This window comes from Burkholderia sp. BCC1047 (assembly GCF_902833155.1).
Taxonomy (GTDB): Bacteria; Pseudomonadota; Gammaproteobacteria; order Burkholderiales; family Burkholderiaceae; genus Burkholderia; species Burkholderia sola.
This window is the reverse complement of record NZ_CADFEH010000032.1, coordinates 34,514-59,999: the sequence shown is the minus strand read 5'-3', so window position 1 is coordinate 59,999 and position 25,486 is coordinate 34,514. Positions and strand designations below refer to the sequence as shown.

General features: G+C 67.8%; 24 protein-coding genes. 19 read left to right on the top strand and 5 right to left on the bottom strand.

Going from position 1 to position 25,486, the window contains the following annotated elements:
- Positions 1 to 116: 116 nt before the first annotated feature.
- From HWX55_RS27685 to iscX, 12 genes are all read left to right on the top strand, one after another.
- Positions 117 to 839: a (Fe-S)-binding protein gene (locus tag HWX55_RS27685; protein ID WP_175978020.1), complete on the top strand. Its 723-nt coding sequence runs from the start codon at positions 117 to 119 to the stop codon at positions 837 to 839.
- 34 nt (positions 840 to 873) lie between these two features.
- On the top strand, positions 874 to 2,286 hold the full coding sequence (locus HWX55_RS27680; RefSeq protein ID WP_175978019.1) for a lactate utilization protein B: 1,413 nt from the start codon (positions 874 to 876) through the stop codon (positions 2,284 to 2,286).
- 128 nt (positions 2,287 to 2,414) lie between these two features.
- Entirely contained in the window at positions 2,415 to 2,642 is a 228-nt protein-coding gene (locus HWX55_RS27675) for a hypothetical protein (RefSeq protein WP_175978018.1), read from the top strand.
- Between the two features lie 101 nt (positions 2,643 to 2,743).
- Positions 2,744 to 3,226 (top strand): low molecular weight protein-tyrosine-phosphatase, encoded by a 483-nt coding sequence (locus HWX55_RS27670; RefSeq protein ID WP_175978017.1) that lies wholly within the window; start codon positions 2,744 to 2,746, stop codon positions 3,224 to 3,226.
- A 114-nt stretch (positions 3,227 to 3,340) separates the two neighbouring features.
- The gene (gene iscR, locus HWX55_RS27665; protein WP_009691731.1) at positions 3,341 to 3,880 is read left to right on the top strand and encodes a Fe-S cluster assembly transcriptional regulator IscR; all 540 of its coding nucleotides are present in this window, start codon (positions 3,341 to 3,343) and stop codon (positions 3,878 to 3,880) included.
- Positions 3,881 to 3,945: 65 nt separating this feature from the next.
- Positions 3,946 to 5,169 (top strand): IscS subfamily cysteine desulfurase, encoded by a 1,224-nt coding sequence (locus HWX55_RS27660; protein ID WP_175978016.1) that lies wholly within the window; start codon positions 3,946 to 3,948, stop codon positions 5,167 to 5,169.
- Positions 5,170 to 5,236: 67 nt separating this feature from the next.
- The gene (gene iscU / locus HWX55_RS27655) at positions 5,237 to 5,644 is read left to right on the top strand and encodes a Fe-S cluster assembly scaffold IscU (protein WP_006478389.1); all 408 of its coding nucleotides are present in this window, start codon (positions 5,237 to 5,239) and stop codon (positions 5,642 to 5,644) included.
- A gap of 65 nt (positions 5,645 to 5,709) precedes the next feature.
- Positions 5,710 to 6,033, top strand: coding sequence for an iron-sulfur cluster assembly protein IscA (gene iscA, locus HWX55_RS27650; RefSeq protein WP_011885413.1), 324 nt, complete (start codon positions 5,710 to 5,712; stop codon positions 6,031 to 6,033).
- A 96-nt stretch (positions 6,034 to 6,129) separates the two neighbouring features.
- Positions 6,130 to 6,657 carry a Fe-S protein assembly co-chaperone HscB gene (hscB, locus tag HWX55_RS27645; RefSeq protein WP_175978015.1) on the top strand — a complete coding sequence of 176 codons (528 nt, stop codon included), beginning with the start codon at positions 6,130 to 6,132 and terminating at the stop codon, positions 6,655 to 6,657.
- A gap of 54 nt (positions 6,658 to 6,711) precedes the next feature.
- On the top strand, positions 6,712 to 8,580 hold the full coding sequence (hscA, locus tag HWX55_RS27640) for a Fe-S protein assembly chaperone HscA (RefSeq protein ID WP_175978014.1): 1,869 nt from the start codon (positions 6,712 to 6,714) through the stop codon (positions 8,578 to 8,580).
- Positions 8,581 to 8,667: 87 nt separating this feature from the next.
- Entirely contained in the window at positions 8,668 to 9,009 is a 342-nt protein-coding gene (fdx, locus tag HWX55_RS27635) for an ISC system 2Fe-2S type ferredoxin (RefSeq protein WP_175978013.1), read from the top strand.
- A gap of 19 nt (positions 9,010 to 9,028) precedes the next feature.
- Entirely contained in the window at positions 9,029 to 9,238 is a 210-nt protein-coding gene (gene iscX / locus HWX55_RS27630) for a Fe-S cluster assembly protein IscX (RefSeq protein ID WP_006478393.1), read from the top strand.
- A gap of 152 nt (positions 9,239 to 9,390) precedes the next feature.
- Here iscX and HWX55_RS27625 read toward each other — a convergent pair whose 3' ends face one another.
- From HWX55_RS27625 to HWX55_RS27605, 5 genes are all read right to left on the bottom strand, one after another.
- Entirely contained in the window at positions 9,391 to 10,119 is a 729-nt protein-coding gene (locus tag HWX55_RS27625; RefSeq protein ID WP_175978012.1) for a glycine zipper 2TM domain-containing protein, read from the bottom strand.
- A 347-nt stretch (positions 10,120 to 10,466) separates the two neighbouring features.
- Positions 10,467 to 11,993 carry a lysine--tRNA ligase gene (gene lysS / locus HWX55_RS27620; RefSeq protein ID WP_050013000.1) on the bottom strand — a complete coding sequence of 509 codons (1,527 nt, stop codon included), beginning with the start codon at positions 11,991 to 11,993 and terminating at the stop codon, positions 10,467 to 10,469.
- Positions 11,994 to 12,066: 73 nt separating this feature from the next.
- Positions 12,067 to 13,171, bottom strand: a protein-coding gene (gene prfB / locus HWX55_RS27615) for a peptide chain release factor 2 (protein ID WP_102961735.1) whose coding sequence is annotated in 2 segments (ribosomal slippage) — positions 12,067 to 13,089 and positions 13,091 to 13,171 — 1,104 coding nt in all. Because the reading frame shifts where the segments join, the coding sequence is not laid out codon by codon here.
- Between the two features lie 152 nt (positions 13,172 to 13,323).
- Positions 13,324 to 15,021: a single-stranded-DNA-specific exonuclease RecJ gene (gene recJ, locus HWX55_RS27610; protein WP_175978011.1), complete on the bottom strand. Its 1,698-nt coding sequence runs from the start codon at positions 15,019 to 15,021 to the stop codon at positions 13,324 to 13,326.
- 13 nt (positions 15,022 to 15,034) lie between these two features.
- A complete protein-coding gene (locus HWX55_RS27605) occupies positions 15,035 to 16,111 on the bottom strand; it encodes a regulator (RefSeq protein WP_175978010.1) in 1,077 nt (358 codons plus the stop codon).
- Between the two features lie 150 nt (positions 16,112 to 16,261).
- Between HWX55_RS27605 and HWX55_RS27600 the strand changes: the two genes are divergently transcribed.
- From HWX55_RS27600 to kdsA, 7 genes are all read left to right on the top strand, one after another.
- The gene (locus HWX55_RS27600) at positions 16,262 to 17,515 is read left to right on the top strand and encodes a lipoprotein-releasing ABC transporter permease subunit (RefSeq protein WP_006483000.1); all 1,254 of its coding nucleotides are present in this window, start codon (positions 16,262 to 16,264) and stop codon (positions 17,513 to 17,515) included.
- On the top strand, positions 17,508 to 18,269 hold the full coding sequence (gene lolD, locus HWX55_RS27595) for a lipoprotein-releasing ABC transporter ATP-binding protein LolD (RefSeq protein ID WP_175806125.1): 762 nt from the start codon (positions 17,508 to 17,510) through the stop codon (positions 18,267 to 18,269). The genes HWX55_RS27600 and lolD overlap by 8 nt, the downstream gene beginning before the upstream one ends.
- Positions 18,270 to 18,335: 66 nt before the next feature.
- Positions 18,336 to 19,124, top strand: a complete 789-nt coding sequence (locus tag HWX55_RS27590) for a TatD family hydrolase (protein WP_175978009.1) — start codon at positions 18,336 to 18,338, stop codon at positions 19,122 to 19,124.
- A gap of 56 nt (positions 19,125 to 19,180) precedes the next feature.
- Complete coding sequence (locus HWX55_RS27585) at positions 19,181 to 21,667, top strand: DNA internalization-related competence protein ComEC/Rec2 (RefSeq protein ID WP_175978008.1); 2,487 nt, start codon at positions 19,181 to 19,183, stop codon at positions 21,665 to 21,667.
- A 167-nt stretch (positions 21,668 to 21,834) separates the two neighbouring features.
- The gene (locus tag HWX55_RS27580; RefSeq protein ID WP_175978007.1) at positions 21,835 to 22,680 is read left to right on the top strand and encodes an alpha/beta hydrolase; all 846 of its coding nucleotides are present in this window, start codon (positions 21,835 to 21,837) and stop codon (positions 22,678 to 22,680) included.
- A gap of 190 nt (positions 22,681 to 22,870) precedes the next feature.
- Positions 22,871 to 24,529 (top strand): CTP synthase, encoded by a 1,659-nt coding sequence (locus HWX55_RS27575; protein ID WP_175978006.1) that lies wholly within the window; start codon positions 22,871 to 22,873, stop codon positions 24,527 to 24,529.
- Complete coding sequence (kdsA, locus tag HWX55_RS27570; RefSeq protein WP_006478405.1) at positions 24,526 to 25,380, top strand: 3-deoxy-8-phosphooctulonate synthase; 855 nt, start codon at positions 24,526 to 24,528, stop codon at positions 25,378 to 25,380. Before HWX55_RS27575 ends, kdsA begins: the two co-directional genes overlap by 4 nt.
- Positions 25,381 to 25,486 lie beyond the last annotated feature (106 nt).

Below are 25,486 nucleotides of genomic sequence, written 5' to 3'. Positions count from 1 at the left end.
GCGAACGCCGTTCGAGGAAGTCCTCGTTTCGCGCACCGCAGGCTTGCGCGCGGGCCGGCGTTGGTCTTGCCGGACAAACGTCGGATAATGAGAGCCGTTTTCTCGAAGGAGCACGTATGCGAGTCGGTTTGTTCGTCACCTGCCTGGTCGACCTGATGCGCCCCGAAATCGGTTTTTCGGCGCTCAAGCTGATTCGCGACGCCGGCTACGAGGTGATCGTGCCGCCCACGCAGACCTGCTGCGGCCAGCCCGCCTACAACTCGGGCGACCGCGCGCTCGCGCGCGACCTCGCGGAAAAGACGCTGCGCGAGTTCGAGCCATTCGATTACGTCGTCGCGCCGTCCGGTTCGTGTGGCGGGATGATCCGCGCGCACTACGGCGACCTGTTCCGCGACGATCCCGAGCTGATGGGGCGCTACACGCGGTTCCAGCAGAAAGTTTACGAACTGACCGATTTCCTCGCGAACGTCGCGAAGGTGTCGCTCGCGCCGGGCGAATTCGCCGGGCCGGTCACCTATCACGATTCGTGCTCGGGCCTGCGCGAGCTCGGCGTGAAGGCGCAGCCGCGCGCGCTGCTCGCACAGCGCGGCGTGGCCGTCGCCGAGATGAAGGACTGCGAGCACTGTTGCGGCTTCGGCGGCACCTTCTCGGTGAAATACGGCGACATCTCGGCGGCCATCGCGGATGAAAAATGCGCGAACGTGCGCGCGTCGGGCGCGGGCACGGTGGTGCTCGGCGATCTCGGCTGCATGCTGAACATCGAAGGGCGGTTGCGCCGCACCGGCGACCGCGACACGCGCGTGCTGCACGTCGCGCAGGTGCTGGCGGGCGACGTCTGACGCCCGGTTCCGCTCACTTTTCCCCGATACCGCGATGCAAGTCCAATCGATGCATTTCAAGGCGCGCGCCGGCCAGAAGCTGGCCGACCAGCGCCTGCAGCAGAACCTGAAGAAACTGTCGACGAAGTTCGTGTCCGCACGCGCCGACGCGATGACCCTGATCGACTTCCCGGCCACGCGCGCCGCGCTGAAGGCGCGCCGCAACCGTGCGCTCGAGAATCTCGACGTATGGCTCGACGCGTTCGAGCGCGAGGCGACGCGGCGCGGCACGACGGTGCTGTTCGCCGAAACGACGGAGGACGCCGCGCGGCTCGTGGCCGACATCGCGCGCCGGCACGACGTGAAGAAGGTCATCAAGACCAAGTCGATGGTGTCCGAGGAAATGCGCCTGAACGCGGTGCTCGCCGAGATGGGCGTGCAGTCGATCGAGACGGACCTTGGCGAATACATCCTGCAGATCAACGACAACGAGCCGCCGAGCCACATCATTGCGCCCGTCGTGCACAAGAACAAGGACGAGATCGCCGACCTGTTCGCGCGCACGCATGGGCGCGAGCGGCTCACCGAGATCCCGGACATGACGCGCGAGGCGCGCGAGGTGCTGCGCCCGCATTTCATGTCGGCCGACATGGGCGTGACGGGCGGCAACTTCGTGATCGCGGAAACGGGTTCGGTCGCGATCGTGACGAACGAAGGGAACGAGGGCATGTGCACGGTGATGCCGCGCGTGCATGTCGCGGTGACGGGCATCGAGAAGGTGCTGCCGACCCTCGAGGATCTCGCGACCGCGATGCGGCTGCTGCCGCGTTCCGCGACCGGGCAGAAGACGTCGAACTATTTCTCGCTGCTGACCGGGCCGCGCGGGCCCGGCGACGAGGACGGCCCCGAGCACAACTACGTGGTGCTCGTCGACGGCGGCCGCACGGGCCTGATCGGCGGCGAATTCCAGGAGATGCTGCGCTGCATCCGCTGCGGCGCGTGCATGAACCATTGCCCGGTGTACCAGAAGGTCGGCGGTCATGCGTACGGCTGGGTCTATCCGGGGCCGATGGGATCGGTGCTGACGCCGAGCTACGTCGGGCTCGACCGCACGCTCGACCTGCCGCAGGCGGCGACGCTGTGCGGCGAATGCGATAGCGTGTGCCCGGCCGGGATTCCGTTGTCGCACCTGTTGCGCACGTTGCGCGAGAAGCAGGTCGAGCGCCACCTGCGGCCGTGGCGCGAACGCGCGGCGCTCGCCGCGTGGGGGTTCTTCGCCCGACGCCCGATGCTGTATGCGCTGACGACCAAGCTCGCGGTGCGCGTCCTCGAACGGCTGGGCGGCGACGGCGGCATGCTGCGGCGCCTGCCGATGATGGGCGGCTGGATGGATACGCGCGACCTGTCGACGCCGACCGGGCGCACGTTCCGCGAGCTGTACGCGGCGTCGCAAAGTCACCTCGGCTGACACTGTTCAGCGAGCGGCAACAGTGCGTTCGCTATTTGCATATTTATCTTGATAGATGCGGCCTATAGAATCTCGTCTGTAGTCCCCGGAATCGGGTTTCGGGGTACGAGGTCAACGAGGTCCGCATCATGAAAAAGACAATATCGATGTACTGGCCGCTGGCAATCGTGGTTCCGCTGGCAGCGGTTGCCTATCTGCATGCGATGGCCGATGCGCCGTCGCGCGGCCCGCTCGCGGTTCACCAGGCGTCCGCCGAACTGGCGCGCGCGGTGTCGTTCGGGCTGGTCGGCGACGCGGCGCAGGCGCTGCCCGCGGCATCCGGCGACATGGCGCTCGCTGCGCCGAAGGCGCTGTAACGCATGACGCCGTCGCTTCGCGCGGCGGCGTGATGTCGGCCGCCTTTGTATAATGGCGTGTTCTTCCCCCACGCGGTGCGCCGCGGCTTTCCGATAGTGCGATGACCCGCGTTGCGATCTGTTTCGTCTGTCTCGGCAACATCTGCCGTTCGCCCACCGCGGAGGGCGTGATGCGCCACCAGGTCGATGCGGCCGCGCTGGCCGACCGGATCGCGATCGATTCGGCCGGCACCGGCGACTGGCACGTCGGCGAGCCGCCCGATACGCGGGCGCAGGCGGCGGCCCGCAGCCGCGGCTACGATCTGTCGGCGCTGCGCGCGCGGCAGGTGAGCGCGGCGGATTTCGAGCGGTTCGATCTGCTGCTCGCGATGGACGAAGCGAATCTCGCCGAGCTGCGCCGTCGCTGTCCGCCGCAGCATCGCGACAAGGTGCGCCTGCTGATGGAATTCGCGCCGGGCGCGACCGAAACCGAAGTGGCCGATCCGTATTTCGGCGGCACGCAGGGCTTCGAGCAGGTGCTCGACCAGGTCGAGCGCGCGTGCGCGGGCCTGCTGGAGACGCTCCGCGCACGCACCGCGCACTGACCGCGCGATATTCAGCGGTCTGCGAATACCCTTTCACAGACATGGATACTTGACTAAAAACGTCAAATATTTATACTTGACCAAAATCGTCAAGATTGCAGTCCCCTAGACACCATGAGACTCACCACCAAAGGCCGTTTCGCCGTCACGGCGATGATTGACTTGGCACTGCGCCAGGAGCAGGGCCCGGTGACGCTTGCAGGCATCAGCCAGCGCCAGCGGATTTCGCTCTCGTATCTCGAACAGCTGTTCGGCAAGCTGCGCAGGCATGAAATCGTCGAATCCGTGCGCGGCCCGGGCGGCGGCTACAACCTCGCGCGTCGCGCGCAGGACGTCACCGTCGCCGACATCATCATCGCGGTCGATGAACCGCTCGACGCCACGCAGTGCGGCGGCAAGGGCACGTGCGACGGCTCGAAGCAGCCCGACGGCCATTGCATGACGCACGAGCTGTGGTCGACGCTGAACCAGAAGATGGTCGAATACCTCGATTCGGTGTCGCTGCAGGATCTCGTCGATCAGCAGCGCGCACGCGAGGGCGCCCCTGCGGTGCTGCGCGACCGTCGCACGCCGGAGCCCGTCGCCGCACCGGCCGAGCCCGTGCGCACGATGCCGCTCGGCCCCAATTCGGTGTTCAACATCGCGAGTTCGTGAGCGCGAAGGCGCCCGCCAACCCCCATAACGCACATAGTCCCTGCACAGAATACCCGGAGCGACAGATGACCCAAGAGACTCTCTACCTGCCCATCTATATGGATTACAGCGCGACGACGCCCGTCGATCCGCGCGTGGTCGACAAGATGGTGCCGTACCTGCGCGAGCAGTTCGGCAACCCGGCGTCGCGCAGCCACGCTTACGGCTGGGACGCGGAGCGTGCGGTCGAGGAAGCGCGCGAACAGGTGGCCGCACTCGTGAACGCCGATCCGCGCGAGATCATCTGGACGTCGGGCGCCACCGAGTCGGACAACCTCGCGATCAAGGGCGCCGCGAACTTCTACAAGGGCAAGGGCAAGCACATCATCACGGTGAAGACCGAGCACAAGGCCGTGCTCGACACGTGCCGCGAGCTCGAGCGCGACGGTTTCGACGTCACCTACCTCGACGTGAAGGACGACGGCCTGATCGACCTCGACGTGTTCAAGGCCGCACTGCGCCCGGACACGATCCTCGTGTCGGTGATGCACGTGAACAACGAGATCGGCGTGATCCAGGACATCGAGACGATCGGTGAAATCTGCCGCGAGAAGGGCATCGTGTTCCACGTCGATGCCGCGCAGTCGACCGGCAAGGTCGCGATCGACCTCGCGAAGCTGAAGGTCGACCTGATGTCGTTCTCGGCGCACAAGACCTACGGCCCGAAGGGCATCGGCGCGCTGTACGTGCGTCGCAAGCCGCGCGTGCGCATCGAAGCGCAGATGCACGGCGGCGGTCACGAGCGCGGGATGCGGTCGGGCACGCTGGCGACGCACCAGATCGTCGGCATGGGCGAGGCGTTCCGCATCGCGCGCGAGGAAATGGCGACCGAGAACGAGCGCATCCGCATGCTGCGCGACAAGCTGCTGCGCGGCCTGTCGCAGATCGAGGAAACCTACGTGAACGGCGACATGGATCGCCGTGTCCCGCACAACCTGAACATCAGCTTCAACTTCGTCGAAGGCGAGTCGCTGATCATGGCGATCAAGGACGTTGCGGTGTCGTCGGGCTCCGCATGCACGTCCGCGTCGCTGGAGCCGTCGTACGTGCTGCGTGCGCTCGGCCGCAACGACGAACTCGCGCACAGCTCGATCCGCTTCACGGTCGGCCGCTTCACGACGGAGCAGGAAGTCGACTTCGTGGTCGATCTGCTGAACAGCAAGATCGCGAAGCTGCGCGAACTGTCGCCGCTCTGGGAAATGCACCAGGAAGGCATCGATCTGTCGACGATCGAATGGGCCGCGCACTGATACCGCATTGAATGCAACCGCGGGCGGATTGACGCACGCAGACGTTACGAGTCAAGGAGTCTGAGTCATGTCTTACAGCAACAAGGTTCTGGATCACTACGAAAACCCGCGCAACGTCGGTTCGTTCGCGAAGGACGACGACACGGTCGGCACGGGCATGGTCGGCGCGCCGGCATGCGGCGACGTGATGAAGCTGCAGATCCGCGTCGGCGCGGACGGCGTGATCGAAGACGCGAAGTTCAAGACCTACGGTTGCGGTTCGGCGATCGCATCGAGCTCGCTCGTCACCGAATGGGTGAAGGGCAAGACGCTCGACGAGGCACTGTCGATCAAGAACACGCAGATCGCCGAGGAACTCGCGCTGCCGCCGGTGAAGATTCACTGCTCGATCCTCGCGGAAGACGCGATCAAGGCAGCCGTGGCCGACTACAAGAAGCGCCACGACACCAAGGAAAGCGATCAGGCAGCAGCCTGAACGGCATCGAGCGGCTAGGGAAGGGAACGCGGCGGGCCCCGGCGGCGCGCCGCGGCAAGGACATCATGGCAATTACACTGACCGAAAAAGCAGCACAGCACGTGCAGAAGTACCTCGTCCGTCGCGGCAAGGGTGTGGGCCTGCGGCTTGGCGTTCGCACGACCGGGTGCTCGGGGCTCGCGTACAAGCTCGAGTATGTCGACGAGCTGGCTCCCGAGGATCAGGTGTTCGAGAGCCATGGCGTGAAGGTCGTCGTCGATCCGAAGAGCCTCGCCTATATCGACGGCACCGAGCTCGACTTCGCCCGCGAAGGCCTGAACGAAGGGTTCAAGTTCAACAACCCGAACGTGAAGGACGAGTGCGGGTGCGGGGAATCGTTCCGCGTGTGACGCGGCTCCCTCCGCGCGACGCGGGCAACAGGCGGCACGGGCCGCCTTTTTAATGTGCGGCGTTTGCCGCGCGACGAACCGGAATTGAACGCGACGATGGTTTCGCTGAAAGACAGCCATTTCGACCTGTTTCACCTGCCGGCGCAATTCGCGCTCGACGAGACGGCGCTCGACGCCGCCTATCGGACGGTGCAGACGCAGGTGCATCCGGACCGCTTCGCGGCGGCCGGGGACGCGCAAAGGCGCATCGCGATGCAATGGGCCACCCGCGCGAATGAGGCGTACCGCACGCTGCGCGATCCGCTGAAGCGCGCGTCCTATCTGCTGTCGCTGCGCGGCGTCGACATCGGCGCGGAAAACAACACGGCGATGGAGCCCGCCTTCCTGATGCAGCAGATGGAGTGGCGCGAGGGCATCGAGGATGCCGCGGCCGCCCGCAACGTCGACGCGCTCGATGCATTGCTCGCCGAGTTGCGCGACGAGAAGCGCGTGCGCGTCGAGCGCCTCGGCACGCTGCTCGACAGCGGTGCCGACCAGGCCGCCGCGGAAGCCGTGCGTCAGCTGATGTTCATCGAACGGGTCGCGTCGGAAGTGGGCGCGCAGATCGAGCGCCTCGAAACTTAACCGCGTGCCTGGCGGCACGCGCAGCAAACGGGCCGAGCGCCCGAACGAACCAAGATGGCTTTACTGCAAATTTCCGAACCGGGCATGGCGCCGGCGCCGCACCAGCGGCGACTCGCCGTCGGGATCGATCTCGGCACGACGAACTCGCTCGTCGCCGCCGTGCGCAACAGCGTGCCCGAAGTCCTGCCGGACGAAGCGGGCCGCGTGCTGCTGCCGTCGGTGGTCCGTTACCTCGAGAAGGGCGGCCGCCGCATCGGCCACGAAGCGAAGGCGCAGGCCGCGACCGATCCGCGCAACACGATCGTGTCGGTCAAGCGCTTCATGGGCCGCGGCAAGGCCGAGGTCGAAGGCGCGGCGAACGCGCCGTACGAATTCGTCGACGCGCCGGGCATGGTGCAGATCCGCACGATCGACGGCGTGAAGAGCCCGGTCGAAGTGTCGGCCGAGATTCTCGCGATGCTGCGTTATCGCGCGGAAGATTCGCTCGGCGACGATCTGGTCGGCGCGGTGATCACGGTGCCCGCGTACTTCGACGATGCACAGCGCCAGGCGACCAAGGATGCCGCGCGCCTCGCCGGCCTCAACGTGCTGCGCCTGCTGAACGAACCGACCGCCGCGGCGATCGCCTATGGTCTCGACAACGCGGCCGAAGGCCTTTATGCGGTGTACGACCTCGGCGGCGGCACGTTCGACCTGTCGATCCTGAAGCTGACGAAGGGCGTGTTCGAGGTGCTGGCCGCGGGCGGCGATTCCGCGCTCGGCGGCGACGATTTCGACCACGCGCTGTTCGGTCACGTGCTCGCGCAGGCCGGTATCGACGCGAAGACGCTCGCGCCCGAGGACGTGCGCCTGCTGCTCGATCGCGTGCGCGTGCTGAAGGAAGCGCTGTCGTCGGCGCCCGAAGCGGCGCTCGACGTGACGCTGTCGAGCGGCGCGCACCTCGTGCAGACGATTTCGCACGACACGTTCGCGTCGCTCGTCGAGCCGCTCGTGCAGCGCACGCTCACGCCGACCCGCAAGGCGCTGCGCGATGCGCAGGTCACGCCGGCCGACATCAAGGGCGTCGTGCTCGTCGGCGGCGCGACGCGCATGCCGGTGATCCGCGACGCGGTCGAGAAGTATTTCGGCCAGCCGCCGCTCGTGAACCTCGATCCGGACCAGGTCGTCGCGCTCGGCGCGGCGATCCAGGCCGATCTGCTCGCGGGCAACCGCGGCACCGGCGACGACTGGCTGCTGCTCGACGTGATTCCGCTGTCGCTCGGTGTCGAGACGATGGGCGGCCTCGTCGAGAAGATCATTCCGCGCAACTCGACGATTCCGATTGCGCGTGCGCAGGAATTCACGACCTTCAAGGACGGCCAGACCGCGATGGCGATCCACGTCGTGCAGGGCGAGCGCGAGCTCGTCGCCGACTGCCGGTCGCTCGCGCGCTTCGAGTTGCGCGGCATTCCGCCGATGACGGCGGGCGCAGCCCGCATTCGCGTGACCTATCAGGTCGACGCGGACGGCCTGCTGTCGGTGTTCGCCCGCGAGCAGTTGTCGGGCGTCGAGGCGTCGGTCGTCGTGAAGCCGTCGTACGGCCTCGCCGACGACGACATCGCGAAGATGCTGGAAGACAGCTTCAAGACCGCCGAAATCGACATGCGCGCCCGTGCGCTGCGCGAAGCGCAGGTCGAGGCCGAGCGGATGCTCGAGGCGACGCAGGCCGCGCTGGCGGCCGACGGCGAATTGCTCGAGGCCGACGAGCGCGCGCAGGTCGACGCGCTGACCGCGGCGTTGCGCGCGGTCGCGCAGGGCGACGATACGAACGCGATCGAAGCGGCGACCAAGGCGCTGGCCGACGGTACCGACGAATTCGCGGCGCGCCGGATGGACAAGAGCATCAAGCGCGCGCTGTCGGGCCGCCGGCTCGACGAGATCTGAACCCACGAACCGCGCATCGGCCGGCAACGGCCCGCGCGACGATGAACGTGCGGCGCGTGGCGCCGCACCCTGACTGACGGAACGAACATGCCTCAACTGGTGGTGCTGCCTCACGTCGAACTGTGCCCGGACGGCGCGGTGATCGACGCGACGCCCGGCAAGAGTATCTGCGACAACCTGCTCGACAACGGGATCGAGATCGAGCATGCATGCGAGAAGTCGTGCGCATGCACGACGTGCCACGTGGTGATCCGCGAAGGCTTCAACGATCTGACGCCGTCCGAGGAGGACGAGGACGATCTGCTGGACAAGGCGTGGGGCCTCGAGCCGACGTCGCGCCTGTCGTGCCAGGCGATCGTGAAGGAAGATTCGGACCTGGTGGTCGAGATCCCGAAGTACTCGATCAACCACGCGAAGGAAAATCACTGACAGGAACCGGAGGCAGGCGATGAAATGGACCGATTCGCGTGAAATAGCGATTGCGCTGGCGGACAAGCACCCGGACATCGACCCGCAGCGGATCAACTTCGTCGACCTGCGCCAGTGGGTGCTCGAGCTCGATGGCTTCGACGACGATCCGACGCACTCGGGCGAGAAGATCCTCGAGGCGATCCAGGCACACTGGATCGACGAATCGGATTTCGACGACGAGGACTGACGGACCCGACCAGTCCCGGCGTGCGCTGCAACGGTGCACGCCGCGCCAATGAAAAACGGCTCGTGAGCATTTGCTCGCGAGCCGTTTTCGTTTTGGGCGCGCTGCCGCGCAACTTGCGCGGGCAGCGGACGCCGGCGATTACATCATCGGCTTTAAGCGCCGACCAGCGTACCGTTCTCGATCCGCACGCGCTGGCCCTGGCCGAACGGCGGCGGGTTGTGGTACGTGAACGTGCGCGTCGCGCCGCTTTCCATCTGCACTTGCACCTGATAGTCGGTTTCCGCGCGAACCTGCTTCTCGACCTGGTTGCCGGCGAGCCCGCCGCCCAGCGCGCCGATGATCGTCATCGCGGTACGGCCGTTGCCGTGGCCGAACTGGTTGCCGAGCAGGCCGCCTGCCGCTGCGCCGCCCACGGCGCCGATCCCCGAACTCTGGCCCGGCGTGCGCGTCTGCGTGATCGCGACGACCGTGCCGCAGCTCTGGCAGTAGGTTTGCGCGGGCGCCGACGGCTGCTGCGCGTATTGCGGCGGCTGCGGGGCGGTCGTGTGACGGCGGTGCGGCGCAGCCGGACGCGGCGCCGGCTTCGGCTCGGCCTGCGCGACGGCAGCCTTCTGCTGCGCGGCCGCCTGTTCCGCTGCCTGCCGCTGCGCTTGCGCAGCCAGCGCGGCGCTGGCGGCCGCCGCCGTATCGACGGCCGGCTGCGACGCGATCAGCGCAGCCTGGGTCTGGCCGTTCTGTTCGTTGCTGCTGGTGGCTTTCGGGAAGACGCCCGTGATCGCTGCCGTCGCCGCGAGGCTGGCGATGATGACGGCCCCCGCTGCGGTGGCGATCAGCGGGTGGAGGCGTTGTTTTTGCGGCGTGGTCTGATTCTGGTTGTCCATTTTTTTCTCCAAGGTCGATCCGGATCGGCGCACTGCGCCGGAGCAGGATCCCACGCTCGGGAGCGAGCAGACTCGGCGTTCCGGCGCCTCGTTCTGGTCCCGTGGTCATGCGTGGTGACGCAACAGGAGTGTCGTCCACGGCCCAGCGGCGCGCCGTATCAAGGTGTAACGAATTGCAGCGGGGCATTCACGGCCGTTTCCGGGAAAACCCGGAGAAGCGCGTCGCGACGAGGGAATAAAACGGGGGAGGATCGAAGGCCGGCGGACGCCGGCTGGCGGGATTTACGCGTCGTTACAAAGCCGACGCGTGCGCGCCACGGGGCGCGGCGCACACGCGGGGGCGGGCGTCAGTCTTCGCGGCGCAGATGCGGGAACAGCAGCACGTCGCGGATCGTCGGACTGTCGGTCAGCAGCATCACCAGACGGTCGATGCCGATCCCGCAACCGCCGGTCGGCGGCATCCCGTATTCGAGCGCGCGGATGTAGTCGGCGTCGAAGAACATCGCTTCCTCGTCGCCCGCATCCTTCTGCTCGACCTGCTTCTTGAAGCGCGCGGCCTGGTCTTCCGGATCGTTCAGCTCCGAGAAGCCGTTCGCGATTTCGCGGCCGGTCATGAACAGCTCGAAACGCTCGGTGATGCCCGGCACCGTATCCGATGCGCGTGCGAGCGGCGACACCTCGACCGGGTAGTCGATGATGTAGGTCGGCTCCCAGAGCTGCGATTCCGCGGTTTCCTCGAACAGCGCGAGCTGCAGCGCGCCGATGCCTGCGTTCAGGAAGGCCGGTTGCGACACGTCGACGCCGAGGCGCTTCAGTTCGGTGCGCAGGAACGCGTCGTCCGACAGCTGGCCGTCGGTGTAGTCGGGTGCGTACTTCTGGATCGCCTGCGTGATCGTCAGGCGATGGAACGGCTTCGCGAGGTCGAGCTCGCGGCCCTGGTACTGGATCGTCGCGGTGCCGAGCGCATCGATCGCCGCCTGGCGGATCAGTTGCTCGGTGAAGTCCATCAGCCAGCGGTAGTCGGTGTACGCGGCGTAGAACTCCATCATCGTGAATTCCGGGTTGTGACGCGGCGACACGCCTTCGTTCCGGAAATTGCGGTTAATCTCGAACACGCGCTCGAAGCCGCCGACGATCAGGCGCTTCAGGTACAGCTCCGGCGCGATGCGCAGGAACATCTGCATGTCGAGCGCATTGTGATGCGTGACGAACGGCTTCGCGGCCGCGCCGCCCGGGATCGGGTGCAGCATCGGCGTCTCGACTTCCATGAACTCGGCGTTGTCCATGAACTTGCGGATCGACGCGATCGTCTTCGTGCGGGCGCGGAACGTGTCGCGCGTTTCCGGCGTGACGATCAGGTCGACGTAGCGCTGGCGGTAGCGCATTTCCTGGTCGGACAGGCCGTGGAACTTGTCCGGCAGCGGACGCAGCGCCTTCGACAGCAGGCGCAGCTCCTTGCACTGGACCGACAGCTCGCCCTTGTTGGTGCGGAACAGCACGCCGCGCGCGGCGACGATGTCGCCGAGGTCCCACTTCTTGAACGCGTCGTAAGTGTCGGCGCCGACGTCGTTCGGCGTCACGAAGAACTGGATCTGGCCCGATCCGTCCTGCACCGTCGCGAAGCTAGCCTTGCCCATCACGCGCTTGAGCATCATGCGGCCGGCTACCGACACCTCGACCGGGTTCGCTTCGAGCGCGGCCTTGTCCGAATCGGCGAATTTGGCCTGCAGGTCGGCTGCGTGGTGCTCGGGCCGGAAATCGTTCGGATAGGCGACGCCTTGCTCGCGCAACGCGCGCAGCTTCTCGCGGCGCTCGGCGATGATCTGGTTGTCGTCCGCCGTGACGGCGGGCTGCGTTTGGGTCGGTTCGGTCATGATGGTCGGAATTCGGAGTGGGGTGCGGCAACGCAAACGGGAAGGGCGGCGCGGGCCGGCCGCGCCGCGGCGCTTACACGCCCTGTTTGAGGCTCGCGCTGATGAAGTCGTCGAGGTCGCCGTCGAGCACCGCCCGCGTGTTGCTCATTTCGACGTTCGTGCGCAGGTCCTTCACGCGGCTCTGGTCGAGCACGTACGAGCGGATCTGGTGGCCCCAGCCCACATCGGTCTTGCTCGATTCGAGCTTGTCCTGCTCGGCCTGGCGCTTGCGCATCTCGACTTCGTACAGGCGCGACTTCAGCATCGCCATCGCTTCGGCGCGGTTGCGGTGCTGCGAGCGGTCGTTCTGGCACTGCACGACGATGCCGGTCGGCATGTGCGTGATCCGTACCGCCGAGTCGGTCTTGTTGATGTGCTGACCGCCCGCGCCCGACGCGCGGTACGTGTCGATGCGCAGATCGGCCGGGTTGATCTCGACTTCGATCGAGTCGTCGATTTCCGGATAGACGAACACCGACGAGAACGACGTATGGCGACCGCCCGACGAGTCGAACGGCGACTTGCGCACGAGGCGGTGGATGCCCGTTTCGGTGCGCAGGAAGCCGTATGCGTATTCGCCCGTGACCTTGACCGTCGCGTTCTTGATGCCGGCGACGTCGCCGTCGGACTCTTCGAGCACCTCGGCCTTGAAGCCCTTGCGTTCGCAGTAGCGCAGGTACTGGCGCAGCAGCATCGACGCCCAGTCGCAGGCCTCGGTGCCGCCGGCGCCGGCCTGGATGTCGATGAAGCAGTTGTTCGGATCGGCCGGGTTCGAGAACATCCGGCGGAACTCGATGTCGCCGACGCGCGCCTCGAGCTTCGCGGCGTCGTCTTCGGATGCAAGAAGGGTGTCTTCGTCGCCTTCCTCGCGCGCCAGCTCGAACAGGTCGAGCGCATCGCGCAGGTCGCTATCGAGCGCGGTGAGCGTCGTGACGACGCCTTCGAGCAGCTTTTTCTCGCGACCGAGCGCCTGGGCGTTCTTCGAATCGTTCCAGACGTTCGGGTCTTCGAGTTCCTTGTTGACTTCGGTCAGACGCGCAGCTTTGGCGTCGTAGTCAAAGATACCCCCGAAGCTCGCCCGCGCGGTTGCGCAGGTCGAGCAGGGAGCTTTCGATCGCGTTGAGACGTTCCGCTTCCATGATCGTTCGCTATTCTTGCTTCGTAAAAAAGCGAAATTATAGCCGATCGGCGGGCTTGCCCGGTGACGCAAACGGTGCTCGCACGTGTGTCGAGGCCTCGTCCGGCGCGGCGCGCACGTGCAAGGGCGGGCGTTGCGGGACGCTCGGCCCGCTCAGCCGGCCGCGTGTTCGACGATCAGCTGGACGCGCGTGACACCGTTCCACGTATCGGCGACGAGCCGGTACGCGACCAGCGCGCTCGCCGGCAGCGGCTCGGTGTGGTTGAACCAGATCGCGTTGAAGCGCTGGCGGCCGCGCGCCAGCTGCAGCTTCAGGTGCTTTTCCTTCACGAGCGACTGCGACACGACGTCGAATTCGCCCGAGAAAAGCGGGGCCGGAAACCCTTGCCCCCACACGGCCTCGTCGAGCAGGCCGACGAACTGCGGCGTGAAGTACGCGTCCTCGAGCTCGCCGTCGGTCTCGATCACGCGGGCGAGCGCGTCGTCGGACAGCCATTCGCGCGCGACGGCCTCGAACGCGGCCGCGAAGCGCGGCACGTTGTCGGTGTCGAGCGTGAGGCCGGCCGCCATCGCGTGGCCGCCGAACGCGACGATCAGGTCCGGTTCGCGTTTCGACACGAGGTCGAGCGCATCGCGCAGATGGAAGCCGGCGATCGACCGGCCCGATCCCTTGACCCGTTTGCCTTCGTCGTCGGCGTGCGCGAACGTGAACGACGGGCGGTGGAACTTTTCCTTGAGGCGGCCGGCGACGATGCCGATCACGCCCTGGTGCCACTCGGGATTGAACAGCGTGATCGTGCACGCGTCGGCCGGATCGACGTGGGCGAGATCGGCGAGCGCCTGCTGCTGCATGCCGGCTTCGATTTCGCGGCGTTCGCGGTTCATCACGTCGAGTTGCTGCGCGAGATCCCACGCGCGGCCGATGTCGTCGGTGATCAGGCATTCGATGCCGAGCGACATGTCGGATAGCCGCCCGGCCGCGTTCAGGCGCGGGCCGAGGCCGAAGCCGAGGTCGAAGCCCGACGCGGTGCGCGCTTCGCGCGCGGCGGCGCGGAACAGCGCGGCGATGCCCGGCTGCATGCGGCCGTTGCGGATGCGCTGCAGCCCCTGCGCGACGAGCACGCGGTTGTTGCCGTCGAGCCGTACGACGTCGGCGACGGTGCCGAGCGCGACGAGGTCGAGCAGGCCGTCGAGCCGCGGCTCGGCTTCCTTGCTCGCGAACGCGCCGCGGCGACGCAGCTCGGCGCGCAGCGCGAGCAACACGTAGAACATCACGCCGACGCCGGCGAGGTGCTTGCTCGGGAACGCGCAGCCGGGCTGGTTCGGGTTGACGATCGCGCGCGCGGCGGGCAGCGCGTCGCCGGGCAGGTGGTGGTCGGTCACGAGCACGTCGATGCCGCGCGCGTTCGCGGTTTCGACGCCGGCGACGCTCGCGATCCCGTTGTCGACGGTGATCAGCAGGTCGGGCTTGCGCGCAGCCGCGAGCTCGACGATCTCGGGCGTGAGGCCGTAGCCGTATTCGAAGCGGTTCGGCACCAGGTAGTCGATCTGCGCGCCGAACATCCGCAGGCCGCGCACCGCGACCGCGCAGGCGGTCGCGCCGTCGCAGTCGTAGTCGGCGACGACGAGCAGGCGCCGCTGGTCGGCGATCGCGTCGGCGAGCAGCACCGCCGCATCGGCACAGCCTTTCAGCTCGGTGGGCGGAACGAGGCGCGCGAGCGCGGTCTCGATGTCGACGGGCGACTGCACGCCGCGCGACGCATACAGGCGCGCGAGGACGGGGTGCAGGCCGTGGCGCGCGAGCGCTTCGGCGTCGGCGGGCGCGACGGGGCGGGTAACGATCCGGGTCATTCGGGTTGGCTTGTTATTCGAACAGGGAGGCAAGCGCGCGGCGGCGCCAGAACTTGCGCAGGTCGCCGCGCGTCGCGTGCAGCGTCACGGAGCTCGTGTCGCCGCACAGCGTGACGTCGACGCTCGCCAGCTCGCCGTTCCGCAGCGCGGCGAGCGCGGGCGCGAACCAGTCGCGCTCGAGCGCGGCGAGACCGTCGTGCCAGCGCGCCCAGTCCTGCTCGATGAACGGCGTGGTCAGCGTCGGCAGCTCGACGAGCGTCGCGCCATCGGCGGCGGGCAGCGCGCCGAACGTCGCGGGCAGGCCGCCGGCTTCGGCTTGCGCGGCGCGCGCGAGGCCGAGCGCGGCCGGCGACGCGGACAGCACGCGCGCGAACGGCTTGCCGACCGGCTTCAGCGTGCCCTGCGCATGGAACCAGACCGAATTGACGGCGGGCAGCCCACGCGCCTCGCGGGCTTCGTTCACCGGGTGCTGGAACCACGCCATCTGCACTTCGTTCTGCAGTTTCATCCACATCCGCGAGCGCTCGCCCGTATGCGCCTCGTGCGGCAGCCAGATCTCGATGTTGCGGCCGCTGGCGCGCAGCGGCGCGGCGCCGGCAAGGCGCGCGAGCTGGTCGCTCGACAGGTACCAGCGCGCCGGGTTCGGCGCTTCGAGCCGCACGCCGAGCTCCTCGATCAGCGGCCGCGCGACCGCGAGCAGCGCAGCCGCGTCGCCGTCGTCGAGCGCCAGCGCGGCCGGATCGACGAGCACCAGGTGATCGTGCGCGATTTCGACGTGCACGGGCTCGACGCACGCCCATGCCTGGGTGCCGGGATCGCCGCCGTCGGCCAGCAGCATGTAGGGCGCGAGCGGCGCCTCGTCCGCGGCGTTGCCCTGCGTGGCGCCGAAGCGGCTTGCCAGCCAGCGCTCGTGCGGCAGCGTGCGCTGGAAGTCCTCGCCGGCCACGCGCTCGACGAGACTCGCGCGGGCGAGCAACTTTTGGAGCGCGGGGCTGTCCAGCGTGTGCAGGGACGAGGCCGCGTCGGCCGCCGACGGCAGCGCGAACGGAACGAGAAAATGGAGGCGTCGGTCGTGCATGATGGTGCGCATTGTATGGCAAACTGCGCGCGTGATCGGGCCGGCTGACGGCCCGTTCGCGTCCGGCGGCCGTTTTTTCGACCGTGCCCGGGCTGCCGGCCGCCACCCGGCGGCGGTCCGGCCGCGGCGCGCCTCCCGCCGTAACCAGCAGAAAGGATTCGCTTGAAACTTCCGTACGAATGGCAGATCGGCTGGCGCTATACGCGCGCCGGCAAACGCACGACCGGCAACGGCTTCATTTCCTTCATCGCGCTCGTATCGATGCTCGGGATCGCGCTCGGCGTCGCGGCGCTGATCGTCGTGCTGTCGGTGATGAACGGCTTCCAGAAGGAAGTGCGCGACCGCATGCTGTCGGTGCTCGCGCACGTCGAGGTGTTCTCGCCGACGGGTTCGATGCCCGACTGGCAACTGACCGCGCAGGAAGCGCGCCGCAATCCGTCGGTGATCGGCGCCGCGCCGTACGTCGACGCGCAGGCGCTGCTCACGCGCCAGGACGCGGTGAGCGGCGTGATGCTGCGCGGCGTCGAGCCGTCGCTCGAGCCGCAGGTGTCCGACATCGGCAAGGACATGAAGGCCGGGCAGCTCGGCGCGCTCGTGCCGGGCCAGTTCGGCATCGTGCTCGGCGACGCGCTCGCCGGCAATCTCGGCGTGACGGTCGGCGACAAGGTCACGCTCGTCGCGCCCGAAGGCTCGATCACGCCGGCCGGCATGATGCCGCGCCTGAAGCAGTTCACGGTCGTCGGCGTGTTCGAATCGGGCCACTACGAATACGACAGCACGCTCGCGATGATCAACATCCGCGACGCCGAGGCGCTGTTCCGAATGAGCGCGCCGACCGGCGTGCGGCTGCGGCTCACCGACATGCAGAAGGCGCCGCAGGTCGCGGTCGAGCTGTCGCATACGCTGTCGGGCAGCCTGTACATCCGCGACTGGACCCAGCAGAACAAGACGTGGTTCTCGGCCGTGCAGATCGAGAAGCGGATGATGTTCATCATCCTCACGCTGATCATCGCGGTGGCCGCGTTCAACCTCGTGTCGTCGCTCGTGATGACGGTGACCAACAAGCAGGCCGACATCGCGATCCTGCGCACGCTCGGCGCGCAGCCGGGGTCGATCATGAAGATCTTCGTCGTGCAGGGCGTGACGATCGGCTTCGTCGGCACCGCGTCCGGCGTCGCGCTCGGCTGCCTGATCGCGTGGAGCATCCCGTGGCTGATCCCGATGATCGAGCATCTGTTCGGCGTGCAGTTCCTGCCGCCGTCGGTGTACTTCATCAGCGAGCTGCCGTCCGAACTGGTCGCGAGCGACGTGATCCGGATCGGGCTGATCGCGTTCGCGCTGTCGGCCGTCGCGACGCTCTATCCGAGCTGGCGCGGCGCGAAGGTGAAGCCGGCGGAGGCGCTCCGCTATGAATGACCGCGCGGCCGCATTCGCGGATTCACGACAACAACACAACAGACAGGATTCGGCAGGTATGCAGGAATACGTGCTTCAGGCGCGCGGGATCACGAAGGCGTTCGTGCAGGGCGGCTTCAACGTGCAGGTGCTCAACAACACCGAGCTGACGGTGCGGCGCGGCGAGAAGCTCGCGGTCGTCGGCGCGTCGGGCTCCGGCAAGAGCACGCTGCTGCATGTGCTCGGCGGCCTCGACGAGCCGAGCGCCGGCGAAGTGTCGCTGCTCGGCAAGCCGTTTACGCAACTCGCCGAGCGCGAGCGCAACGAACTGCGCAACCGCGCGCTCGGCTTCGTCTACCAGTTCCATCACCTGCTGCCCGAGTTCACGGCGCTCGACAACGTCGCGATGCCGCTGCGCATCCGCCGGATGACGACCGAGGACGCGCGCGCGCAGGCACAGGCGATGCTCGAACGCGTCGGTCTCGGCCCGCGTGCGAAGCACCGGCCGGGCGAGCTGTCGGGCGGCGAACGGCAGCGCGTCGCGATCGCGCGCGCGCTGGTCACGAAGCCCGCGTGCGTGCTCGCCGACGAGCCGACCGGCAACCTCGACGGCACGACGGCCGACACGGTGTTCAACCTGATGCTAGAACTGTCCGAGACGCTCGAAACGAGTTTCGTGATCGTCACGCACGACCCCGATCTCGCCGCGCGCTGCGACCGCATCATGCGGCTGCGCGACGGAGTGCTGCACGAGGAGCCGGCGCTGCCGGTGTAAAAAAGCCACGCCGTTGGCCGGCCGCCGGTTCGTCGCGGCACGGCGCAACGACGGAGGACCGCTGACATGTGGATCGACACGCACTGCCATCTCGATGCCGCCGAGTTCGACGCCGACCGCGACGCGGTCGCGCAGGCTGCGCACGCGGCCGGCGTGTCGCGCATCGTGATCCCGAGCATCGGGCGCGACAACTTCACGACGGTGCGCGAACTTGCGCAGCGCACGCCGGGCGCGGTCTATGCGCTCGGCATCCACCCGATGTTTACGCCGCAGGCGCGCGACGCCGATCTCGACCGGCTGCGCATGGAGATCGAGGCGAGCCTCGACGATCCGCGTTTCGTCGCGATCGGCGAGATCGGGCTCGACTATTTCGTGCCGGGGCTCGACGAAGACCTGCAGCAGTTCTTCTACCAGGGCCAGCTCAGGCTCGCGCGGGAATTCGACCTGCCGGTGCTGTGCCACGTGCGCAAGTCGCAGGACCGCGTGCTCGCCGGGCTGCGCCGTTTCGGCGTGCGGCGCGGCATCGCGCATGCGTTCAACGGCAGTTTTCAGCAGGCCGAAGCGTATCTGGCGCAGGGGCTGCATCTCGGCTTCGGCGGCAACGTGACCTTCACGCGCGCGCGACAGATCCGCCGGCTCGCCACCGAGTTGCCGCTCGACGCGCTCGTCGTCGAAACCGACGCGCCCGACATCGCGCCCGAATGGGCATACAAATCCCGCAACACGCCCGACCAGGTGCCGCGCATCGGCGGCGTGCTCGCCGAATTGCGCGGGCTCGATACTGGCGAACTGGCCGTATGCACTTCGGCTAACGCGCTCGCCGCGCTGCCGCGACTCGCCCTTTCGTCCGCATAATCGTTGCCGGAAGGCGCCGCATCGCAGGGGCGGCGCCGGGTCGACGAGGAGGCGGAATGCGCGTGGGGTGGATCGCGTTCGCACTCGGCGTCGTCGTGCTGCAGCGGCAGGCGGCGTTGCCCGGGGCGATCGCATGGACGATCGGAGCAGCCGTGCTCGCGGGCTGCGCGGCGCTGGGCGCATGGTGCGTGCGTCGACGGCGCACGCGCGCGGTCGTGGTATGCGGATGGATGCTGTGCGCGGTCGCGACCTGCGTCGCGGGGTTCGGCTATGCGGCCGCGCGCGCCGAATGGCGGCTGCGCGACAGCCTGCCTGTCGAATGGGAAGGGCGCGACATCGTCGTCACGGGTGTGATCCGCGGGCTGCCCGTCGTCGACGAAACAGGCGCGCGGCTGCTGTTGGCGGTCGAGTCGAACGATGCGGGCCTCGCCCGTTTTCCGCCATTGATCCGATTGTCGTGGCGCGCGTATGGCGCATCCGCGACACGCGAAGCGCTGCCCGATTTGCGTGCGGCCCAGCGCTGGCGTTTCGTCGTGCGTCTCAAGCGTCCGCACGCCGAGGCCAATCCCGGCGTGCGCGACAGCGAGGCGGCGTGGCTGGCCGCCGGCATTCGTGCGATCGGCTATGTCAGTGCGCCGCGTCGGGCGGTATTGCTCGATGCGCGCGCATCGGGATGGCGCGCATCGATCGACCGGGTGCGCGACACGCTGCGCGCACGCATCGGCGCGGTGCTCGGTGCCGATGCGGCGCACCGCGGCATCGTCGCGGCGCTGGCGATCGGCGATCAGTCGGGCATCGGCGACGACGACTGGCGCGTCCTGCGCAACACGGGCACGAGCCACCTGGTCGCGATTTCGGGTCTCCATGTCGGGCTGGTCGGCGCGATCGCCGGCTGGCTCGTGTCGATGGTGTGGCGCCGCGTGCGCTGGCGCGCGCGGGCCGCGACGCTCGTGTTGCCGGCGCCGTACGCGGCCGCGCTTGCCGCGCTGGTTGCTGCTGCGGGCTACGCCGCGCTCGCCGGCTTCAACGTGCCGGCACAGCGCGCGTGGTGGATGATCGCGGGCGGCGGCGTCGCGTATCTGGCCGGCCGCAGCGTGCCGACGTCCGCGGTATTGTGCGCGGCGCTCGGCGGCGTGCTGCTCGCCGATCCGTGGGCCGTACTGTCGGCCGGATTCTGGCTGTCGTTCGGCGCGGTCGCCGTGATCCTGCTGGCCGTCGCCGGCTGGCGCGCGGTGCGCGAGCTCGACGATGTGGATGAAGCGGGCGCGGAAAGCCGCACGGCCGGCTTGCGGAGGAGGGTGCGCGGGTGGGCGGCGCGTGGCCGGCGCCGCATCGCCGAGGCGACGCGCGTGCAGTACGCGGTGACGATCGGTCTCGCGCCGCTCACCGCCGCCTGGTTCGCGCAGGTCTCCCTGTCGGGTCCGTTCGGCAATGCGTTCGCGATTCCGTGGGTCAGCTCGGTCGTGACGCCGGTCGTGCTGGCCGGCATCGCGTTGCCGTCGCCGCTCGATGCGGCGGCCTTTCGGCTTGCGCATGCGGCGCTCGCGCCGATGATGACGCTGCTCGGTCACCTGGCCGACTGGCCGGCCGGCGTGTTCTGGCTGCGCATGCCCGACTGGCCGGTGCTGGCGCTCGCCTGCGTGGGCGTCGCGTGGGCGCTGATGCCGCGCGGCTGGCCGTTGCGCTGGGCGGCGCCGCTGACGTGGCTGCCGCTCGTCGCGCCGGCGCCCGATGCGCCGCCGCCGGGCGGCTTTCGGCTGACCGTGCTCGACGTCGGGCAAGGCGCGGCGGTGCTGGTCGAAACCGCGCGGCGGACGTTGCTGTTCGATGCGGGGCCGGGCGCGGAGTCGTCCCACGCCGGTGCGCGGATCGTCGCGCCGGCGTTGCGGGCGCGCGGCATCGCGACGATCGACTCGCTCGTGCTCAGTCATGCGGATGCCGATCATGCGGGCGGCGCGCCGGCCGTCTATGCGGCCGCCGACGTGCGCCAGCTGCTGGCCGGCATCGCGCCGCGCCACCGGCTGTGGCGCGATGCGCAGGCGGCCGGCGTGGCTGATCGGCTGTCATGCGCGGCCGGGCAGCGGTGGACCTGGGACGGCGTCGTCTTCACGATGCTGTGGCCACCCGGCGGGGTGGGTACGGGTTCGTCGAACGGACAATCGTGCGTGCTGCGCATCGACGCGGGCGGCACGTCGGCACTGCTGACGGGCGACATCGAGGCCGCCGCCGAGCGCCGGCTGGTGGCCGATGCGCGCGACGCGCTGGCCGCGCAGATCCTTGTCGTTCCGCACCACGGCAGCCGTACGTCGTCGATCGAGCCTTTCCTCGATTCGGTCGGGCCGCGCGTCGCGGCTTTTCCTGTAGGCTATCGCAATCGCTTCGGGCATCCGCACCGGACGGTCCTCGCCCGCTACGAGGCGCGCGGGATTCCGCTGCCGCGCACCGATCGCGACGGCGCCGTGCGGTTCGACGTCGCGCCGGCCGGCGGGTTCGCATTCGCGCGCTATCGCGACGAACAGCGCCGGTACTGGATGGACCGGTGAGCGCGGCGAAGGCCGGCGTACCGTGCCGCAGCACGGTTCCGACATACATAAATATGAAGGATGGGGCTGGCGTAAGCGCCGAAGCGTTAACTCCCACCGACCGCGAAGCATGGGACGAGAGTAAGCGCTAAAGCGCTAACTCTCGTCGACAAAGGAGACATCGTCGTTTGAAGGACATCCTCCACTTCTCGCATGCGAACGGCTTCCCGGCGTCGACGTACCGGACGATCTTCGCCGAACTGGCCGACGACTACGAGCTGCGCTACATCGAACGGATCGGCCACGACCGCCGCTACCCGGTGACGCGCGACTGGCCGCATCTCGTCGAACAACTGCTCGACGATATCGGCAGCCGCTACGAGCGCCCCGTCTGGCTCGTCGGCCATTCGCTCGGCGGCTACCTGTCGCTGATGGCCGCGTTGAAGAAGCCGCAGTGGGTGCGCGGCGTCGTGATGATCGATTCGCCGATCATCGCGGGCTGGCGCGCCGGCGCGCTGCGCGCGAGCCAGTGGGCGGGGCTCGACGAGCGGCTGTCGCCGGCCGCCGCGACGCGCAACCGGCGCACGCGCTGGATGAGCCGCGACGAAGTGTGGCGGCACTTTCGCGAGAAGCCCGCGTTCGCGCGCTGGGACGAGCGGATGCTCGCCGACTATATCGACCACGGCATCCCGCAGGCCGGCGCCGACGGCGAGCGCGCGCTGGCGTTCGACCGGCAGGTCGAATACCTGATCTACCGGACGCTGCCGCACACGCTCGGCCCGCGGCTCGCGCACGGCGCGCCGGTGCCGCTCGGCTTCCTCGCCGGCACGCGCTCGCGTGAGGTGCGGCAGGTCGGGCTCGATGCGACGCGCCGCGCGACGCGCGGGCGCATCGAATGGCTCGAGGGGAGCCACCTGTTCCCGATGGAACGGCCGATCGAGACCGCCCGCGCATTGCAGCGGATGCTGAATTCGCTGAAGGCGGAGGAGGGCGGCGTTTCGCGGGCCGGTGCGCCGCTCGCGAAGCGTGCCTGACGTTTCGCCGGGCGGCCGGAACGCCCGCCGGCGCATGCGCGGCGCGCCGACCGGCCGGCAGGTTCGCGCCGGCGCGCGCGATCGGCGCGGGTCCGCGCGGGCCGGCACGAAAGGGCGCGATCATCACGCCAATTGCTGAGAGAAGGGCGGGCTTTACGGTATAATCCGTTTTTCCCGCGAGCATCCAGCGATGACCAAATATGTTTTCGTCACCGGCGGCGTAGTTTCTTCCCTCGGCAAGGGTATTGCCGCCGCCTCTCTCGCCGCGATCCTCGAATCGCGCGGTCTGAAAGTCACCCTCCTCAAACTCGATCCCTACATCAACGTCGACCCCGGCACGATGAGCCCGTTCCAGCACGGCGAAGTGTTCGTGACGGAAGACGGAGCGGAGACCGACCTCGACCTCGGCCACTATGAGCGCTTCATCAGCACGAAGATGCGCAAGGCCAACAACTTCACGACCGGCCAGATCTACGAATCGGTGATCCGCAAGGAACGCCGCGGCGACTATCTCGGCAAGACCGTGCAGGTCATTCCGCACATCACGAACGAAATCCAGGCGTTCATCGAGCGCGGGGCGGCATCGGCCACCTGCGGCGAGCCGGACGTCGCGATCGTCGAGATCGGCGGCACGGTCGGCGACATCGAGTCGCTGCCGTTCCTCGAGGCAGCACGCCAGATGAGCCTGCGCCTCGGCCGTAACAGCGCGTGCTTCGTGCACCTGACGCTCGTGCCGTACGTCGCGACGGCCGGCGAGCTGAAGACGAAGCCGACCCAGCACAGCGTGCAGAAGCTGCGCGAGATCGGCATCCTGCCGCACGTGCTGCTGTGCCGCGCGGATCGCCGCATTCCGGACGACGAATCGAAGAAGATCTCGATGTTCTCGAACGTGCCGGAAGACGCGGTGATCTCGGTGTGGGACGCCGACAGCATCTACAAGATTCCGCAGATGCTGCACGACCAGGGCCTCGACCGGATCATCTGCGAAGAGCTGAAGCTGTCGCCGAAGGATGCCGACCTGAGCATGTGGTCGGCGCTCGTCGAGAAGCTCGAGAACCCGCAGCACGAAGTGACGATCGGCATGGTCGGCAAGTACGTCGACCTGACCGAGTCGTACAAGTCGCTGATCGAGGCGCTGCGCCATGCGTCGATCCACACGTCGACCAAGGTCAACATCGAATACATCGACTCGGAAGAGCTCGAGACGAACGGCGTCGACAGCCTGAAGCATCTCGACGCCGTGCTGGTGCCGGGCGGTTTCGGCCGTCGCGGCACGGAAGGCAAGATCGCCGCGGTTCGCTACGCACGCGAGTCGAAGGTGCCGTACCTCGGCATCTGCCTCGGCATGCAGCTCGCGGTGATCGAATTCGCGCGCGACGTCGTCGGCCTGAAGCAGGCGAACAGCACGGAATTCGACGCGGACACGCCGGAGCGCGTGGTCGCGCTGATCACCGAATGGTACGACCGCGAAGGCAAGGTCGAGACGCGCACCGAGGAATCCGACCTCGGCGGCACGATGCGCCTGGGTTCGCAGCGCTGCCCGATCAAGCCGGGCACGATGGCGGAAGAAATCTACGGCAAGGACGTGAACGAGCGCCATCGCCACCGTTATGAAGTCAATAACCGCTTCGTGCCCCAGCTCGAAGCCGGCGGCCTTATCATCAGCGCCCGTACCCCGAGCGAGGATCTGCCGGAAATGATGGAGCTGCCGCGTTCGATGCACCCGTGGTTCGTCGGCGTCCAGTTCCACCCGGAATTCACGTCCACGCCGCGTGACGGTCATCCGCTGTTCAAGTCGTTCGTCGAAGCCGCGCTCGCCAACAAGCAAGCGCGCGGAGTGCAAGCATGAAGCTGTGCGATTTCGAGGTCGGTCTCGACCAGCCTTTCTTCCTGATCGCGGGTACCTGCGTCGTCGAATCGGAGCAAATGACGATCGATACGGCCGGCCGCCTGAAGGAGATCTGCGAGAAGCTGAACGTCCCGTTCATCTACAAGTCGTCCTACGACAAGGCGAACCGCAGTTCGGGCAAGTCGTTTCGCGGCCTCGGAATGGACGAGGGGCTGCGGATCCTCGGCGAGGTGAAACGTCAGCTCGGCCTGCCGGTGCTGACCGACGTGCATTCGATCGACGAGATCGAGCAGGTGGCGTCGGTCGTCGACGTGCTGCAGACGCCGGCGTTCCTGTGCCGTCAGACCGATTTCATCCATGCATGCGCACGCTCGGGCAAGCCCGTCAACATCAAGAAGGGCCAGTTCCTCGCGCCGCACGACATGAAGAACGTGATCGACAAGGCGCGCGACGCGGCGCGTGAAGCCGGCCTGTCGGAAGACCGCTTCATGGCGTGCGAGCGCGGCGTCTCGTTCGGCTACAACAATCTCGTGTCGGACATGCGTTCGCTCGCGATCATGCGCGAGACGAACGCGCCGGTCGTGTTCGACGCGACCCACTCGGTGCAGTTGCCGGGCGGGCAGGGCACCAGCTCGGGCGGCCAGCGCGAATTCGTGCCGGTGCTCGCACGTGCGGCGGTCGCGACGGGCGTCGCGGGCCTCTTCATGGAAACGCATCCGAATCCGGCCGAGGCGAAGTCGGACGGCCCGAATGCGGTGCCGCTGAACCGGATGGGCGCGCTGCTGGAGACGCTCGTCACGCTCGACCAGGCGGTGAAGCGCAATCCGTTCCTGGAAAACGATTTCAATTAAAGATCGAATGAACCTTGCGACGGCTTCGCGCGTCTGTAGCGAAAGCGGTTCCGGCACGCACGCCGTCGCAGTTTGAAGAATCCATCGTCATTCTCAGAGGAAACCC

Coding starts and splice junctions, on each gene's coding strand:
- recJ (WP_175978011.1), bottom strand. CDS start 15,021: ATGACCCGGATCGTTACCCGCCCCGTCGCGCCCGCCGACGCCGAAGCG.
- HWX55_RS27685 (WP_175978020.1), top strand. CDS start 117: ATGCGAGTCGGTTTGTTCGTCACCTGCCTGGTCGACCTGATGCGCCCC.
- iscU (WP_006478389.1), top strand. CDS start 5,237: ATGTCTTACAGCAACAAGGTTCTGGATCACTACGAAAACCCGCGCAAC.
- lolD (WP_175806125.1), top strand. CDS start 17,508: ATGAATGACCGCGCGGCCGCATTCGCGGATTCACGACAACAACACAAC.
- HWX55_RS27605 (WP_175978010.1), bottom strand. CDS start 16,111: ATGCGCACCATCATGCACGACCGACGCCTCCATTTTCTCGTTCCGTTC.
- HWX55_RS27585 (WP_175978008.1), top strand. CDS start 19,181: ATGCGCGTGGGGTGGATCGCGTTCGCACTCGGCGTCGTCGTGCTGCAG.
- HWX55_RS27680 (WP_175978019.1), top strand. CDS start 874: ATGCAAGTCCAATCGATGCATTTCAAGGCGCGCGCCGGCCAGAAGCTG.
- hscA (WP_175978014.1), top strand. CDS start 6,712: ATGGCTTTACTGCAAATTTCCGAACCGGGCATGGCGCCGGCGCCGCAC.
- HWX55_RS27575 (WP_175978006.1), top strand. CDS start 22,871: ATGACCAAATATGTTTTCGTCACCGGCGGCGTAGTTTCTTCCCTCGGC.
- HWX55_RS27590 (WP_175978009.1), top strand. CDS start 18,336: ATGTGGATCGACACGCACTGCCATCTCGATGCCGCCGAGTTCGACGCC.
- HWX55_RS27675 (WP_175978018.1), top strand. CDS start 2,415: ATGAAAAAGACAATATCGATGTACTGGCCGCTGGCAATCGTGGTTCCG.
- HWX55_RS27660 (WP_175978016.1), top strand. CDS start 3,946: ATGACCCAAGAGACTCTCTACCTGCCCATCTATATGGATTACAGCGCG.
- iscX (WP_006478393.1), top strand. CDS start 9,029: ATGAAATGGACCGATTCGCGTGAAATAGCGATTGCGCTGGCGGACAAG.
- kdsA (WP_006478405.1), top strand. CDS start 24,526: ATGAAGCTGTGCGATTTCGAGGTCGGTCTCGACCAGCCTTTCTTCCTG.
- iscR (WP_009691731.1), top strand. CDS start 3,341: ATGAGACTCACCACCAAAGGCCGTTTCGCCGTCACGGCGATGATTGAC.
- iscA (WP_011885413.1), top strand. CDS start 5,710: ATGGCAATTACACTGACCGAAAAAGCAGCACAGCACGTGCAGAAGTAC.
- HWX55_RS27625 (WP_175978012.1), bottom strand. CDS start 10,119: ATGGACAACCAGAATCAGACCACGCCGCAAAAACAACGCCTCCACCCG.
- fdx (WP_175978013.1), top strand. CDS start 8,668: ATGCCTCAACTGGTGGTGCTGCCTCACGTCGAACTGTGCCCGGACGGC.
- HWX55_RS27670 (WP_175978017.1), top strand. CDS start 2,744: ATGACCCGCGTTGCGATCTGTTTCGTCTGTCTCGGCAACATCTGCCGT.
- lysS (WP_050013000.1), bottom strand. CDS start 11,993: ATGACCGAACCGACCCAAACGCAGCCCGCCGTCACGGCGGACGACAAC.
- hscB (WP_175978015.1), top strand. CDS start 6,130: ATGGTTTCGCTGAAAGACAGCCATTTCGACCTGTTTCACCTGCCGGCG.